The sequence below is a fragment of the Shewanella sp. SACH genome (genome assembly GCF_001887095.2).
GTDB lineage: Bacteria > Pseudomonadota > Gammaproteobacteria > Enterobacterales > Shewanellaceae > Shewanella > Shewanella baltica.
The window spans coordinates 338,922-353,037 of sequence record NZ_MPDG02000002.1 but is presented as its reverse complement, the minus strand read 5'-3'; the positions used below and the strand labels follow the sequence as shown (position 1 = coordinate 353,037).

19 protein-coding genes are annotated in these 14,116 nt (G+C 49.1%); all 19 read right to left on the bottom strand.

The annotated features are described in order from the left end of the window. Window positions 1-10: 10 nt before the first annotated feature. Entirely contained in the window at window positions 11-1,492 is a 1,482-nt protein-coding gene (locus BM607_RS09460) for a phage tail sheath subtilisin-like domain-containing protein (RefSeq protein ID WP_071938575.1), read from the bottom strand. Window positions 1,493-1,494: 2 nt separating this feature from the next. Continuing rightward, window positions 1,495-1,671, bottom strand: a complete 177-nt coding sequence (locus BM607_RS09455; protein WP_071938576.1) for a DUF2635 domain-containing protein — start codon at window positions 1,669-1,671, stop codon at window positions 1,495-1,497. Window positions 1,672-1,721: 50 nt separating this feature from the next. After that, window positions 1,722-2,315: a hypothetical protein gene (locus BM607_RS09450; protein WP_071938577.1), complete on the bottom strand. Its 594-nt coding sequence runs from the start codon at window positions 2,313-2,315 to the stop codon at window positions 1,722-1,724. Further along, window positions 2,312-2,854, bottom strand: coding sequence for a phage virion morphogenesis protein (locus tag BM607_RS09445; RefSeq protein WP_071938578.1), 543 nt, complete (start codon window positions 2,852-2,854; stop codon window positions 2,312-2,314). Before BM607_RS09445 ends, BM607_RS09450 begins: the two co-directional genes overlap by 4 nt. Then, window positions 2,854-3,285 (bottom strand): DUF1320 domain-containing protein, encoded by a 432-nt coding sequence (locus BM607_RS09440; protein WP_071938579.1) that lies wholly within the window; start codon window positions 3,283-3,285, stop codon window positions 2,854-2,856. Before BM607_RS09440 ends, BM607_RS09445 begins: the two co-directional genes overlap by 1 nt. 11 nt (window positions 3,286-3,296) lie before the next feature. After that, window positions 3,297-3,950 carry a hypothetical protein gene (locus BM607_RS21990; protein WP_083548574.1) on the bottom strand — a complete coding sequence of 218 codons (654 nt, stop codon included), beginning with the start codon at window positions 3,948-3,950 and terminating at the stop codon, window positions 3,297-3,299. Window positions 3,951-4,008: 58 nt separating this feature from the next. After that, entirely contained in the window at window positions 4,009-4,908 is a 900-nt protein-coding gene (locus BM607_RS09430) for a Mu-like prophage major head subunit gpT family protein (protein ID WP_071938580.1), read from the bottom strand. After that, window positions 4,908-5,870: a phage protease gene (locus BM607_RS09425; RefSeq protein ID WP_071938581.1), complete on the bottom strand. Its 963-nt coding sequence runs from the start codon at window positions 5,868-5,870 to the stop codon at window positions 4,908-4,910. The genes BM607_RS09430 and BM607_RS09425 overlap by 1 nt, the downstream gene beginning before the upstream one ends. A gap of 342 nt (window positions 5,871-6,212) precedes the next feature. Continuing rightward, complete coding sequence (locus BM607_RS09420) at window positions 6,213-6,992, bottom strand: phage minor head protein (RefSeq protein WP_071938582.1); 780 nt, start codon at window positions 6,990-6,992, stop codon at window positions 6,213-6,215. Further along, window positions 6,985-8,550: a DUF935 domain-containing protein gene (locus BM607_RS09415; RefSeq protein ID WP_071938583.1), complete on the bottom strand. Its 1,566-nt coding sequence runs from the start codon at window positions 8,548-8,550 to the stop codon at window positions 6,985-6,987. The genes BM607_RS09420 and BM607_RS09415 overlap by 8 nt, the downstream gene beginning before the upstream one ends. Then, the gene (locus BM607_RS09410) at window positions 8,547-10,205 is read right to left on the bottom strand and encodes a terminase family protein (protein WP_170927463.1); all 1,659 of its coding nucleotides are present in this window, start codon (window positions 10,203-10,205) and stop codon (window positions 8,547-8,549) included. The genes BM607_RS09415 and BM607_RS09410 overlap by 4 nt, the downstream gene beginning before the upstream one ends. Beyond that, window positions 10,205-10,798 (bottom strand): DUF3486 family protein, encoded by a 594-nt coding sequence (locus tag BM607_RS09405; RefSeq protein WP_071938584.1) that lies wholly within the window; start codon window positions 10,796-10,798, stop codon window positions 10,205-10,207. Before BM607_RS09405 ends, BM607_RS09410 begins: the two co-directional genes overlap by 1 nt. A 9-nt stretch (window positions 10,799-10,807) precedes the next feature. Beyond that, a complete protein-coding gene (locus tag BM607_RS09400; protein WP_071938585.1) occupies window positions 10,808-11,098 on the bottom strand; it encodes a hypothetical protein in 291 nt (96 codons plus the stop codon). 8 nt (window positions 11,099-11,106) lie between these two features. Continuing rightward, entirely contained in the window at window positions 11,107-11,409 is a 303-nt protein-coding gene (locus BM607_RS09395) for a DUF2730 family protein (RefSeq protein WP_071938586.1), read from the bottom strand. Further along, window positions 11,409-11,624, bottom strand: coding sequence for a TraR/DksA family transcriptional regulator (locus tag BM607_RS09390; protein ID WP_071938587.1), 216 nt, complete (start codon window positions 11,622-11,624; stop codon window positions 11,409-11,411). The genes BM607_RS09395 and BM607_RS09390 overlap by 1 nt, the downstream gene beginning before the upstream one ends. Continuing rightward, entirely contained in the window at window positions 11,624-12,220 is a 597-nt protein-coding gene (locus BM607_RS09385) for a hypothetical protein (RefSeq protein WP_071938588.1), read from the bottom strand. The genes BM607_RS09390 and BM607_RS09385 overlap by 1 nt, the downstream gene beginning before the upstream one ends. A 244-nt stretch (window positions 12,221-12,464) precedes the next feature. Next, window positions 12,465-13,046, bottom strand: coding sequence for an N-acetylmuramidase (locus BM607_RS09375; protein WP_071938590.1), 582 nt, complete (start codon window positions 13,044-13,046; stop codon window positions 12,465-12,467). A gap of 73 nt (window positions 13,047-13,119) precedes the next feature. Then, window positions 13,120-13,626 carry a hypothetical protein gene (locus BM607_RS09370; protein WP_071938591.1) on the bottom strand — a complete coding sequence of 169 codons (507 nt, stop codon included), beginning with the start codon at window positions 13,624-13,626 and terminating at the stop codon, window positions 13,120-13,122. An 11-nt stretch (window positions 13,627-13,637) separates the two neighbouring features. Beyond that, the gene (locus BM607_RS09365; protein WP_071938592.1) at window positions 13,638-14,069 is read right to left on the bottom strand and encodes a Mor transcription activator family protein; all 432 of its coding nucleotides are present in this window, start codon (window positions 14,067-14,069) and stop codon (window positions 13,638-13,640) included. Between the last annotated feature and the right edge of the window lie 47 nt (window positions 14,070-14,116).

The window sequence follows — 14,116 nt, the reverse complement described above, 5'->3', positions numbered from 1 at the left end:
TATGCTCCTGTTAGAGTTTGAACTGCATCAACGCAGCAAAGATACGGAACTGGTTAACGATGTCAGGCTTGAACACACAGTTCAGGCGGTTCTTGTCGCTGCTATCACGGTACACTTCGAGCGTCTCTTTAAAACCGTCGAAGTCTTCCATCAAACCTTTTGGTACCCAGTCGTTATTAGCGAGTTCAAGCATGGCGTTACGCATGATCTTCGGTGTGACTACGGGCTGACCTGGATCAAGTCGCGCTAATACATCGTCACCAGCTAACTTGTGGCGCGGGAAGCGGTTAGTTACCATTACGCGCAGTGAATAACGCAAGTAGCCCAAGGTTGCTGGGGTGGTGATATCCAAGTAGCTTGGGTCAGGGTCGCCGTAGCTGTTCTCACGATACATTGACACTTCGCGCTCAATCGCCACTTCACCGCTTGGCGTCACCATATAAGTGGCAATGCCATCACCAAGTAAAAGGTTACGCTCGGTTGGGTCCCACTGGATTTCTTTAGCCGGTGGCAACAGGCTAGTCATCACCAGCGTTTGCAGTGGGCGCGCGGGATCAATACCCAGTGAGTAAGAGGCTTGGCCTGCGTAAGCCGCTGCCCATTCCCATGGCGAGTGGGGCGATTTATTGGTACCCATGCAAGTAAACAGGTAATCATTACGGGCTACACCAAACACACCAGACTCAGCAAAGGTGCCACGAAACGCGGTGTAAGCAATGCCTTCAATCATCTTGAGTGGGCCCCAACGATTCACTAGCTCATCGCGCAGCTTGTTCATGCTTTGGGTGTCGTTGTACGGCATCACGATATGGTTGTACCACTCGTTAGGCACAACGGCGATAACGTCATCCATATCCGGTGTACCGGCGCCGCCTGTCATGGCAACTAAGGTTAGGGTAACGCCCGTTGGCAGCTGCTCGCCATCGTAGTAATTGAAACGCACATCGATGTCGTTAGTGGTTTGGCCTTTCCATTTAGCCGTTAACTCTACCGTTTCCGTGGTGGCGGCCTTAAGCGCGGCGGTAACGGGCAGGTTAGTGTTAGCGTTGATCTTAGCAATCATTGCTGTCGCAATAGTTGCCCCAGTCGCGGCTTCATCCACGCCCACTTGCACCGACTCACCCGCGATTAATAAGGCAATCACACCCGCTTTGGCCGTAGTCGCAGCGATAGTGATCTCGCCTTTGGCCGCACTGCCTGCGCTTAAGTCAGCAACACCCAAGGCGTATACATCGGTATAGCCATTAGACTTGCGGAACTTCTTCAACGATTGCGCCAGCATTGAGCCTTTGCCATACAGCGCATCCATTTGGCTTTCGCTGTTGGTAATACGGTTTAAGGTCAGTGCTGTAGCAGTACCTGCGGCCAGCTGCTGACCGATCACTAATACTTTTTGCGCAAGTGCAGGCGTACCCGATAGCGCGTTAGAGTTGTCGATCTCGATATAAACGAGAGGGACCTTAATATCATTGGGGATGCTACCGAGTGACATGGTTATGCTCCTGCTTTCGCTTTGTTGGCTGTTGTTTTAACTTCGATTACATCGCCATCGTTTAGGCGACGCACCCAAAATGATGAACGCTCAACCTTTTCGCCGTTGGCCTTAAGGTATTCGCCGTTCGGCTTGCGCACGGGCACCGCAGCTTTAGCGGGTTTAATCTGGATCAACATGGCTATGTTCCTGTTGTTAATAAAATTATTTGTCGTTAGCACTGCAGGCGTTACTGCGGTAATTCCACTAAACCTTCAAGTGGTGGCGCACCGTCTGCTAATTCGGCCTTAATACCAAAGCGTTCAAAATTGTCGAGTGTGCTTAGGTCGAGCTCTTCATCTAAATACCATTGCTGAGTCCAGCTAACCGACCACACTGCAAGGCCAAGCTCGTCTACTTGCGCGCTATAAAGATTGTCACCGCGCACCGCTTCGGCCTTACTGTAAGCGGTTGGCATGGCACCACGGCGCAGCAATAACCCTGCTAACTTGCCCGCAATCACTTCGGCGCGTTCGTCCTTTTGGTAGCCGAACTGGTCAGTGGTAAATACGTAAGCGACAAAATTCACAGTACCTATGATGCGATTGCCAATGCTCTCGTACTGCGGCACACGCAGCGCAGCGACACGAACGCCGCCATCGCGATTCGCTATCCAGCGTTTGATATCCGCTGGCGTATCAAACTTGCCTATGTGGCGTTCGACGGTTTGCACCCGATCAAGCTGCTTATCTGTGCCTTCAAGCTCGGGCTTGAGATAGTTAACCACTTGCTGGCATGCCCATACTGTTGAGCCTACAACGCTAAACGCGGGTCTGGTTGTCATTGGATCAGTCCTTCCCAAAAGCTACCAAGCACGGCATACACTTCGTTTTGGTTGTCTGTGCTTAAGCCTAAAAATTCACGCTGCGGGATATTCATTAGCCGGCTAAAAGCACCGACTGATTGATACACCGGGAACGCCAACGCCTTGCCGAATGCTTGTGTAATAAGGCGCGTATGCGCATCCACTTGAACCGCACCGCTAAAGCCGTCTTGATGCACTGCGGCGTAAGGTAGTGGGGAACCAATGCGCACTTGATTTTTTTCCACCACGTACTGGATTGAATCGAGTAAATCTCCTCCTCCCTGTAGCAAGCTCTGATTACCGTGGCGAGTCTTGCCATACGCAGAATTCCACTCAGCCCAAGGCTTACCATCAGGAGATGATTTCTCATCGGCGATTCGTCTCCGAGTTTGGCTTTCAACAATGCCACCAAGGGCGTCTAACAATTCCGTTTTGTGCTTAGGATCTCCAAGGGTTTGCATGAGCTGCTGATAACGTTGCAGCTCATTAGTCCCTGTAACCTGCACGCTCAGCGACATTACAGAACGCCCCGTAAGCTATCGCGGGTGAAGATGCGCTCATTGCTTTGCACTAACTCCACTTTGCCCAGACTAGTTTCAGTGGGCTTATCGGTCACGGGCAAACCTAAGTCGCGTTTGCCTGAGCCGATTTCGCGCAATGTAGTGAGGGCATTTTTATAACGTTCTTCAAGTAAGTTCGTCGCCTGCTGGTCACGATCCGCTAACCAATAGAATGCGATAGTGATGGCGAGCTTATTCAACATGCTTGGCACAACGGCCAAGGGCAGCACGTAGCGCGTCATAAATGAGTTAATCTCATCATCCGCTTGCTCCAACGCTTGATTGATAAACGTATCGCTTAGCTCGCCTGTGGTGCGGTCAATCGCAAAGTTCCACAGCATCGACTCATCACGATCAATCAAGTCTTGCTTAGTTGCATACACTGCCATCACTGCCGCCTTTACTCTGCTATTACACTGGCTGGATCGATAAGGGTTTCAAGGTCAACGTCTTCCACAACCAAGTTCGGTTCACTGTGAACACGCTGAGCCTTTTCACGAGTGAGACACACAACCTGTTCTGCATCATGCTCAAGCGTAGATATATCGTTCTGGCCGACATGATCTCCATCAACCACGAGCACCAATGTTTCTGTGAGACGATGGAACTGCACACCCGAGCGCCAAAATCCAGCGTCCGATTTAGCGCGTACTGTAAAGGCGCCAAGGATGTGCAGAGCATTACCGTTAGCGCCATTAGTGACATCATTAGCTTTTGATACATCACCTTCATTTGAACCTTCCTGATTTGCTAGGTTGAGTTTGGCTTGTTCTTCCGCTTTGGCTTTAGCCTCAGCTTCGGCTTTAGCCTGTTCTTCTGCTTGCTGTTTCGCCTTGGCTTCTTCCTCAGCCTTGGCTAACGCGTCTGCTTCTGCCTTAGTTTTTGCTTCTGCATCAACTTTGGCCTTAGCTTCATCACCACTTACTGCCGCGTTCTGTTCGGTTTGCGGCGCATTGATGGCAGTACCCGTTGCCACTGTTGCTGCTGTTGAAGCGCCATCGGCCTTAACGGTTTTGGCTTTACCCACTTGGGCTTTGGTTGTTTGTCCACTCACGTTGAACTCCTTTTAAGCATGGCGGTGTCGCAACATCGCCATGCTTAATCACAATGGCTTACGCAGTAATTAAGGGGGAAACAACAATCTCAACATCGTTGTAATAGATGTTGGTATTGCCGCCATCCACAAGCATCATCGAGATCAACGCCTTCGCAGCGGCTTCATTGTCAGGCCCCACAACTAACTTAGTGGGACGAACACCGATTGGCGTGCCATCAACCTTTTTCATCTTCTGCAATTGTTTCTTTGCGGCTTCATAGTTAGCTTTCGTCAATGCTGCTTTAGAGCCAATCGCGAGTTGCGGGAAAGAGAAACCGACGTTACAACGGCCATCAACACCGGCTGCGTACTTGTTATTAAACCAAGTGTATTCTTCGTTCGGATTCATGTTTTTAAACACAAATGGGCGACGGTTCTGGAACACGATAGGCTTAAGCACTTTAGTGTCATCAATCAAGAACCAAGGCTCACCAACATCCGTTAAAGGATTACCGACTACGTTTGAAAAAGTGCTCGGCACTGTGGTCGCTAATGGATGATCAGTATCAAAGTAGTTCTGCCCATCAAAACACAGCGTCGTAAATCCAGCGGCCAGAATTGGATAACATAAGGTGTCAGGGAAGTAGGCCACTTGATCGCCGTAGTTCTGAGCAATCACGCCATAGTGACCGATTAGATCATCGTCTACGTTATCGCGAGATACTGAGATAGAGCTTTCAAAGGTTTTGTTTTCAATTGAATAGCCATGCTTACCCATGTCGGCCAGCTGACGTGCACCCGTCCACTCAACAATGCCAGGTAAATCTTTTAGCCAGCCGTAAAAGTTGGCGGCACCTGAGCTTGGTACTTCGGTAGCAATCATTGACCATTGCGGTTTTGCCGCAGATAAACCCTTGGTATAGGCCGCTGACATCGTGGCCTGTAGTGCTGTTAACACTTGTGCTTCAGTAGCCATTAGTTAGCTCCTACGTTCATTTGTTTTTTTGCCGCTAGGAAATCTTCTTTAGAGACGCCCATCTTGCGACACATTGCGATTTCATGTTCTTCAAGCACAGCCGCGCCATTAGTATCAACAGACAGCTTCTTTTGTGCGTTGGTGGCAATTGCTGGAGCGGTGCCCACAAACGTTTTGAACTGCTCAATGCCGCCTTCCGCGCGGCACATGCCAATAAACATATCTTTATTAGCCGGTGCGACCTTGCCCGCATCAATCGCGGTTTGTACCAGTGCATCAATCTCTTTATCTGCAATGGCGTTAAGTGCCGTCTCGGCTGTGGCAGCACGGTTAAGCGCAACTTGGTGCGTCTCAATCGGAATGAACTTGTTTAAGTCCGGCGCATTACTACGGTTAAGCGCAATCTGTTCAGCTTGCTTAATGGCATTAATAGCAACGGCGGCTTGTTCCGCGCTGGCATCTTCACCAAGGCCAAGCAGGTCAGTTAAAAGCTTTGGCAGCTTCATGGGGTCATCCTCTTTTCTGTTAAGGGCGGGTACATCTAAATTTGGGCTGTTAGTGAGTCCAGCGCTTGCTAGGCTGTAGACAATGCCTGTCGCTGGATCATGTGAAAAACCTGGTGAGTAGAAGGCATACTTCTTCTCATCAATCATTTCGCGGCCATCGCTATTCCATTCGACGTAACCCCAAATCTCACCAGCACGGTTTTCAAGCTTGGTAATCCAACCGTAAGCTGGGGCAGGCTCGCCATTGGGCGCTTTGAGATGGGTAGCGTGTTCAACGTCGAACGGACGTTTTTTGGTAAAGCTGGCGACAACAGCATCAGGATTAGGGTTCATCCATGAACGGCCATCAATCCCTGTAAAGTTTCCTGCGGGTATCATCGGCAGCCAAATGCCTGGCGCATTGGCTTCGAGTGCCATCATGTTGAAACAAAGCGCGGTTAGGGCAGTGACTGTCATGGGTGAGAACTCCGTTAAGAATTACATAGCAACCTCCTAAGCGTGGTTGGTATGGATAATCTGCAATTGATTAACAACGGAGTTCAGCATGCAAAAAAAAAGCAACTGACGATAAATAACGTCAATTGCTCAATATTGGGGTGGTGTGCAAATAAAAAAGGCGGGCACTACGGATTTACTATGGGGCGTTGAGCGTTTAAAGATTACCCTAAAAAATCAGGTTGGCAAGCGTGCAACGACAAGCCAACCCAAAACATCAAGTCAAACCATGTTTAAACCCTGTTTAAATCGCGTCAGGCTTGTTTAAATTTTTTTGCGAGTAACTTTGTAGCCAATCGCAAGTTAAGCGTCACCAGTGAGCGTTTGACGCATCCGCGCTTCTTTAATCGCTAGGTCATCTAGAAGCATATTTTCACGGCCTTTGCCTGGGTTATAGTTCCATCCTGGTTCTATGCCTTCTGGCAGAACTTCTACTTCGCCGGTGCGCTTATTTACCCACTGCTTATTTTTACTCGCGGGGGAAGTAGTGGACACTTTACCCGAGGCGATCAGCTTGTCGGCTTCATACTGTGTTACCTGCCTTATCCAACACTTGCAGCCCCAGCCGTTGGGCGTCATGTGCGTGTCCCACCAAGGGTCATCCGCTGGCAGTAAAGTATTATTCCACTTTACGTGCTCGATACGGTGTTGCTCACTTGGCCCCAGTTGATAAAGCAAATAAGGCAAGGTGCGCTTATTACGCTGAATGCGTTCCCACTGGCCTGCGCTTCTGGCGGTACGCATATTGGTTTTATAAATAGTCTTTATACGGCCTTCGCTACCCAGTTGCACCAGCTTTGATTGTTGTGTTAATGGATCCTCCATCGTCTGCACACCCCACCAACCCGACTTAACCAACAGCGGTTTAAGGATATCGCGGAACTGCTCGAACGTCTGGCCGCTGGCAATGGCATCTTCAACAATTTGTTTTACGTCAACCAGTAGATCCGCGTTCATCATCTTAGCGACAGTAAAAGCATTGGCTTGTTCTTCCTTCCATACATCACGAAAGTCAAAGCCTGGCTTAATGCCTTTGCGCTTGAACCATGCCAGTGCTTCTTTTGGTACCAGCGTATCAGCCATCTTGGTTATCCCCTAAGCCGCGTAGCTGAAACATGTACTGCGCCATCTGCGCAATAAACTGCTCCGCGCCGAGCTGCTCTTGCAGTGCAGGTAAACCTGCCGCGAACTGTTCATAGCTGGCTGACTTGTTAGCGAGCTCAATAATCGGGTTCATAAACTCTTCGGCCACTTGTACCCACTCACCAATAGCCTCGTTAGTTAGCACATCTATCTCAGCATCAGCTGTGTTCATTACGCGGTTAATGGCTATGCGCTGCGCATGCTGGCGATTAGTTGCAATTGGCATATCAAGCATACCGCCCGACTGTAGTGGCATGAGGGTTTCTTCACCTTCTTTCACTATGCTTAGGCCAAACTTATCCGATATGTCAGAGGTTAATACCTTTAGGCCACGGTCAACAAATGGCGTGATGCTTTCGACAAACATCTTTAAGTCTTCTGGCTCAGGCACCTTGATCCGCACTTTCGGATAACGTAACTGCACACCCCAGTTAAGGATGATGTATGGCTTGATCAAGTACTCATTGATTGACGACTCAAGTTGTCGCGCATCCCACTTGGCAATATCAATACGCACTTCGTTATGCACAGTTGCTTGCGATTGCGAGCTGCCGTTATCGGCGGTCATGGTTTGGCCGAGTACCGCTTTTGATACTTGCTCATCACACCAGCGCGCCATGTTCTCAAACAGCGTATTACCGCCATTACCCTTGGCCGTTTCAACCAGTTCAATTTTCATCGACTCGGGGATAACGGCGCCGGCATCACTGGCAATACGGCCTATGGCATTAATCAAGGTATCAATGTCATCTGTGCTGGCGTTCGCGCCGTACTTACCAATGCGCACGGGTATGCCGAACACCTCAGCGAACGCCCACCAATCGCGAATCGTGAACGACTTAAGCATGTACATCACAGCCACAAGCCGCGCTAGGCCATTACGCCAAACACTACCCGATTTAGATCGCGGGGTATGGATAATAAATTTATAGGGCTCAAGTGCCGCGCCCAATGGTGCATCTTCACTAATCAGTAATATCTGTTCAAAGGTAGTTTGGTCTTGGCGTAAGTAACGCGGGTCTACCCATTTGTAATCTTGCGGTTTCCACGGCGTGGACTGGGTATCCCATAAAATTTGCACCACAGCTAAGCCTTTGCCTAAGCCATCGAGCAAGTCGAAAAACAACTCGGGGATGGCATCATCGTCCATGATCTCCCGCACCCGCTCAGCCATCAGCACATCAATGGCATCATCACTGGCAGCTTCGACGGTTGGCGCTATTGCAGCCACGGCAAGTTTGCGCGTTCGCAGCTGCGCCGAGTAATGCAAGTCGCGCTCTTCAATTTCTTCGGCCAGTGTCATATAGGCTTCGGGGTCGTTACCGTCGATAACACTGCGCAGCACCGCCGCCAAACGGTGCGGCGTTAAGGTTGAGGCTACGGGGTTAGCGCGGGGGTTGCGCACCCCAGTGGTATAGGCACGGGCAATGTCTTCACTCATTACCTGTTTGTCTGCTTTAAAAGGCTTGCCCGTTGACGGGTCTAAAATGCTGCTCATAGTCTTATCCCTTTGCCGCGCAAGTCTTGCTGCGACGTATCGTCAAATCGGTTGTTATCGGCGGCTGTGCCAAAGAACTTGCGGTGTTGCTCATTTTGTTCGGCTTTAATGGTGTGCAGTTCATAACGGGTAATGTCAGCTTTTGATGCCAAGATCCCTAAGAAGATAGCGACCGCGCTATCGCCGTGGCGCTTGTTGCCATCACTGCCCGTGGTGCGGCTATCATCAATGCCTGGCACACCACGATAGATTTGGATCTGGCCTAAGTCGGTAATCACATCCTCATGCTTAGGCAGCATGATCTCATCATCTTCAAACAAGGCTTTAAAGCGCGGCATGTTCTCGCGATAAAACGCCACCGACAGCATCACCTCAACCACCTCAGCACCGTATTTATAACGGGCTTGTTCGGCTAGATACTGGCCGTTACCACGGGCATCGAGATAGATACCATCACGCCTTGGCAGGCGATCACAGATGTAATACAGCGCTTGCTCTTGCTGCTTAAACGGCACGTTTTTTAACTCAACTAAAAACGGCACAGTGCGCTTAGTGTTTTCTTCAACTGTGATAGGCGCGAACACGGTTAAGTCGCCACTGCGCGCAAAGTCTTCACCCAGTGCATGGCGTAGGTTTACAGGCAAATCTTTAAGCACAGGCTCAACGGATTGCTCTAACCACTCTTGCATCTCACCCTTTCGGGCATGTTCGCTGGCTTGGTTAAACAAGGTTGAGCCGGTAAAGCGCAGCACTGGCGCATCGAGTATCGCGGCGCGTTCACGCAGGCCACGGCTAATGTAAGCACCGCCGCCGTTCTTAGGTACACAGTAGTATTCTTCTTGGGCGTCTTCTTCGGTAGCAGTGGCTTTGATCAAGCCTGCTTTCCATTCATCCTCAGCCGCTTGACTCCACTCTTTACCGCGTACCTGACAGATGCGTTTGTATAGGCCATCGGCACAAGCATCATCAAGGGTGATGCGGTGCACTGAGTAATCTTTTTTACCCGCACGGGAATCATTAATCAGGGTATTGAATAGGTTATCAGTGCCGTTATGGGTTGAGATCAAGCGTATCTTTGCGCCCCACATGGTAAGCGCTACTGCAGCTTTAAGCACTTCAGCTAGCTTCTCGTGAAACGCGGCTTCATCTATCGTTACGTTACCTTGCATACCGCGCAGGTTTGACGGGTTAGACGACAAGGCTTGTATTTTAAAACCGGATGCAAAGTAAATGGCAAAGGTCAGGATCTCTTTACCGTCCTGACCATCGTCAATAAATAGCTCTTCTTGTATTTCACCCGCAGCTTTATTGAATACCTTGGCCCACATAGCCGCAGCATCAATAAACTCCCGCGCCATTTCCTTGTTGGAACCCACATAGAAATGATTGGTCCCACCTTGGCCGCGTGCCGCACTGGCAGACAGTGAGGCATCACATGCCTCAGCCCAAGTTAGCCCAGTTCGCCGCGACTTCTCGCCAATCTTTAATGGTGCTTCATCAGCTATCCAATCTTTTTGGTAGCCAAGCAATACAGCGGTAGGGTCAAAGCGACTGAGTACTGAGGCTTCATAGGCAGGATCAAAGGTACTGGCTGAACTGCCAAGTGCCAGCGCAACACCAGCAGCGGCACCTAATACCTTTTGCTTAATGCTCATTATGCGATCCCCAAGATTTCACGTTTGAATAGCTCAACCGCTTCTTTACTTAAGCCTGCTGCCTTGGCGACCTTCTCGGCTTTGTCTGCGGCTTCAACTGCAAAGGCACTGCGGATCTCTTTCTCAACTTTAATGCTCGACATCGCGGCCGCTTCAACACGTTGTATGACTAATGCCAACTGCCCTAGGGCTTTTGGGTCAATGGGTTTTGCATCTTCTTCATCGGATGCGTCCATCATTTTCATGCTGGTTTCAAAGGCCATAGTGCGCACAAACTCTTGCAGCAATTTACCCACGTCAGAGGTGGGTGCTTGGCCTAGTTTGGCGGTCCATACCTCGGCGACTTCGCGGCTTTGGCGAATACGTTCACCAATGGTTTCAAACTTTTTCGCAAAGCGGTTAAAGCCGGTGCGCGATAGCTTGGCATCTTCGGGCAAACCTGCTTCATCAATCATTTGATTAACGGCTTCAAGAATATCTTTTTGATGCATGGTGCCACTGCGCAGCAGTGCATGCAGTTGATCGCGGATTTCCTGTGGCAGTAAATTTACTTTCGACTTACGGCTACTCTTTGCATTGCTGAGATTAGACATACCGCCCCCTTATGCCCGTGGGCGCTTAACACCTGGCACAGTGGCTTGGCCTGTGGCGGCATCTTCGCCACGGCCAGTAAGACGGGCAATGTGGCACTCTTGCATGGTACGCAAAGTAATCAAACCTTGTTCTTCAAGCCATGCTAAATGGCTGCGTACTTGATCGCGGCTAATATTGTGGCCGTATGCTTCAAGGCACGAATCCACAATAGATTCGTTAGCCTCGTAACCTTGCATATCAAGCAGCGAACGCAGGATCACAAGGCGTTGGTCTTCGGTTAATAATGTTTTAAATGACATATGATCCCCTATTTATCATCCTTTAAACGCTGTTCTAATAGCAGTCTTGCTAAGTGTTCCACGGGCTGAATGTTCGCTCTGAGTTCTTTAATCTCACCGCGCGTGTTTGCCAGCTCAAGCATCAATTCTGTGATTTGCTTTTGAGTCGGCAAGCTATCGACATGTACCTTTAAGTCATCCACTTTCTTTTCAACCTTAGCGAGGTCTTCATGCTTAGCGTATGTCTTAGATAACAGTGCAAGAATGACTACGCCTGCGGTACTTAATGCTGCCCAAACCATCGGCCAGTAGGCTTTTAGCCAAATCTCCATTAGCGTTCCTTAGCCGTTTGACAATCAATGCAACGCACTGCATTAGGGTTAGCGGCTAAGCGAGGCAACGGGATTGGCTCACAGCAAGCAATACAAAAACGGCTACCGTGCTTATCAACTAATGGCGATTCAACGGGGTGATCTAACTGCCGGGCAATGGCGTTATCTCTAAACGCCTGCTCGACTGCTTGAGCGCGATCAAAAGGGTCAGTCATTAACGCACCTTTATAATGTTGGCAATGGCACCGACAACTTTCTGACCGCTACTTTTGGGGTGCGGTGCAAAGCCATCGAGGGTACGTAAGCCTAAGTAAGCCCACGCGGGGCTCGATAGCAGCGCAGCAACTGACACATCAATGCCCACGCCATAACCAAAGGCATGTAAACCTTCCATCAAAAAGCAATAGAGGATAGTTGCCCACATAGACTGACGAGCCATTAATGGCCGCGTGGTACGGATGTAAGGATCTTCGGCTTTGTCGCCACTGCGAATGGTCTCTTGGGTTTCGTGCTGCTCGGCTTGCTTATCGTTAAGCGCAAGCTCTTGGCGGCGGGTGATTTCCTTTTCCATTTCCACTTTAATGCGCTCAAGTTCCACCAAGCTTTCGGGCGGTAGTTTTTGCAGTTGGTTGGCAAGTTCCAGCTGTGCGCCCGCTTTGTTATCGCCAAACACACTGTCAACCGACTGCACCATATCGGCCACTTTGTTAGCTGTGTCGCTGCCACCGAACAAGGATGAAATACCACGGATAGCGGTAGGGCCAACTTCCATAGCAAGTTTGGCAGCGCCAAGTATTAGAGAGAGTGACATGCTCGTAAGCTCCTAAGTTTTGATAATTTGTCAGTGCCACTAGGCACAATGGTTTGGTCGAGATGAATGCGGATATCGCATTGAGAAACGCTATGCCAAGCATGTTCAAAAAATGCTTGCATAGTGCCGCAATGGCTAAAGAGCGGCGGCTGAGGTACAGGCTCGCTTGTGTGGTAAAAACGCAGTTCAGCATTAAGGCGCATCTCGCGCCCCTTAAATTTTGAGTAGTCCCAGTTCTTACCCATTACTGAAGCTCCCATGCCGCATTGGTCAGGCTGACTAAGCGGTTATGCCAGCCCTCAATAAATCGACCTTGGGTAATATTCTTTATGATGATACGGGCATAAAAACGCGCACGGCGCAGGCCGTAACGGGCACACAGGTATTCGGTATCGCAGCCATTAACAGCGGCGCGAGTCGCGGGGCCAACCTTGCCATCGGCTTTGGTGCCAGCGATTTCTTGCAGCATCAACAGCGCATTAGTCACGCCATGCTGCACGGCTGCATCGAAGGTATACAGCGCAACAGGGCCAGACCACTGCGCACAATAGGCAGGTTTCCAATAATGAGTGTGATAAATAGAAACTATTTTATCTAAGGTGAGCGCGGCAATATCAAGGCTTGGGAAAGCGCGTTTACTAATGCCGCCTTTGGTTTCCCCGCCCGCATCTTTAGGGTCGTTGACATAGCCAAGGTTAGGCTTGGGTGTACCGTCTTGATTGAGTGCGCCTTCTTCAATCAGTACAAAGCGCACCGCATGAATAAACTCAGGTGAGTATCCCGCAATTGAAAAAGCATAATGAGATAACGGAGAAGGTGAAAACATAAAAGCACAACCTGATTAAAATAGCCTAATCGGATTGTGCTTTTTATAGTGAAGGGGGATTAACTAACGAGAATTATTCACTTACTGAAACTGGTAAAAAATAACTATCATGCATAGTTGCATTTATTTTGCAAAAATCAAGGCTCTCTTGTTTCCCTGCCACAAGAAACCCATTAATACCATTATCGTCACCACCAACATATATCCAGTGTGTATGGCCGCTTCTATCATCTTTTATTTTAAACTCAATATCATAAGTCCAACCGTATTTTTCTGATCGGTATCCAAGCATACCAGCTTCTTTAATAGGCTTAGTTAGATCTAGTTCCTCATCACCCCAACTACCTGTTTTGTTTTTAGATTCATATCCAATAACGACATCGCTCTGATATGAAGCATTTACACTGTTCGCCTTCTTTACTGGAGGACAAAGCTGAGATAAAACTGAACCAGCATCTTTAATTATCTCTGAATGTTCAATGTCACGTTGATTAATTTCAAAGGAAAAATCATCATCTGAATTACTACATCCAAAAACAAATACTGTGGAAATTAAAAATAATAGCGGTATTTTCTTCATAACCCTGTCCCTTAAAACAATTCTGGTTGTCGGTTCTTCACTTCGCGTTTGCGCATCTTAGCAATAACCCGATAGATATGCTGCATACTCTTATCGTATTTGCGCGACAGCTCCTCAACGTTATCGCCTTTGAACTCATGCCAAATAGATAGGTTTTGGATCTCGGACTCTAACTGGCGACCACGGGGCAAGTACAATTGCACGCCGCCAAACTCACGACAAATACGATTCAGCAGGGCAATAGCAATTTTAGTATCAACATCGTGCGCACCTAACTCATGCTTGAACATGGCATAGATTTGCCGCATCGCTTCAGGCCAACGCTGCGATTCTTCATCTTCGGCAATACGCTCAACATCATCTAGGCTGATATTGTCGTAACCAAAAAAGTCGCCGTTCTCTTCGTTCGCGGCATTGGCTGTACGATTTGTTGATTGATTCATGCTGTCACCTTCTGCCAGATAGAAAAACACCCCGCATGGCGAGGTGT

Bases quoted from the DNA above. Each gene is read 5' to 3' on its own strand.
- BM607_RS09460 (WP_071938575.1), bottom strand. From the start codon at position 1,492: ATGTCACTCGGTAGCATCCCCAATGATATTAAGGTCCCTCTCGTTTAT.
- BM607_RS09455 (WP_071938576.1), bottom strand. From the start codon at position 1,671: ATGTTGATCCAGATTAAACCCGCTAAAGCTGCGGTGCCCGTGCGCAAG.
- BM607_RS09450 (WP_071938577.1), bottom strand. From the start codon at position 2,315: ATGACAACCAGACCCGCGTTTAGCGTTGTAGGCTCAACAGTATGGGCA.
- BM607_RS09445 (WP_071938578.1), bottom strand. From the start codon at position 2,854: ATGTCGCTGAGCGTGCAGGTTACAGGGACTAATGAGCTGCAACGTTAT.
- BM607_RS09440 (WP_071938579.1), bottom strand. From the start codon at position 3,285: ATGGCAGTGTATGCAACTAAGCAAGACTTGATTGATCGTGATGAGTCG.
- BM607_RS09430 (WP_071938580.1), bottom strand. From the start codon at position 4,908: ATGGCTACTGAAGCACAAGTGTTAACAGCACTACAGGCCACGATGTCA.
- BM607_RS09425 (WP_071938581.1), bottom strand. From the start codon at position 5,870: ATGACAGTCACTGCCCTAACCGCGCTTTGTTTCAACATGATGGCACTC.
- BM607_RS09420 (WP_071938582.1), bottom strand. From the start codon at position 6,992: ATGGCTGATACGCTGGTACCAAAAGAAGCACTGGCATGGTTCAAGCGC.
- BM607_RS09415 (WP_071938583.1), bottom strand. From the start codon at position 8,550: ATGAGCAGCATTTTAGACCCGTCAACGGGCAAGCCTTTTAAAGCAGAC.
- BM607_RS09410 (WP_170927463.1), bottom strand. From the start codon at position 10,205: ATGAGCATTAAGCAAAAGGTATTAGGTGCCGCTGCTGGTGTTGCGCTG.
- BM607_RS09405 (WP_071938584.1), bottom strand. From the start codon at position 10,798: ATGTCTAATCTCAGCAATGCAAAGAGTAGCCGTAAGTCGAAAGTAAAT.
- BM607_RS09400 (WP_071938585.1), bottom strand. From the start codon at position 11,098: ATGTCATTTAAAACATTATTAACCGAAGACCAACGCCTTGTGATCCTG.
- BM607_RS09395 (WP_071938586.1), bottom strand. From the start codon at position 11,409: ATGGAGATTTGGCTAAAAGCCTACTGGCCGATGGTTTGGGCAGCATTA.
- BM607_RS09390 (WP_071938587.1), bottom strand. From the start codon at position 11,624: ATGACTGACCCTTTTGATCGCGCTCAAGCAGTCGAGCAGGCGTTTAGA.
- BM607_RS09385 (WP_071938588.1), bottom strand. From the start codon at position 12,220: ATGTCACTCTCTCTAATACTTGGCGCTGCCAAACTTGCTATGGAAGTT.
- BM607_RS09375 (WP_071938590.1), bottom strand. From the start codon at position 13,046: ATGTTTTCACCTTCTCCGTTATCTCATTATGCTTTTTCAATTGCGGGA.
- BM607_RS09370 (WP_071938591.1), bottom strand. From the start codon at position 13,626: ATGAAGAAAATACCGCTATTATTTTTAATTTCCACAGTATTTGTTTTT.
- BM607_RS09365 (WP_071938592.1), bottom strand. From the start codon at position 14,069: ATGAATCAATCAACAAATCGTACAGCCAATGCCGCGAACGAAGAGAAC.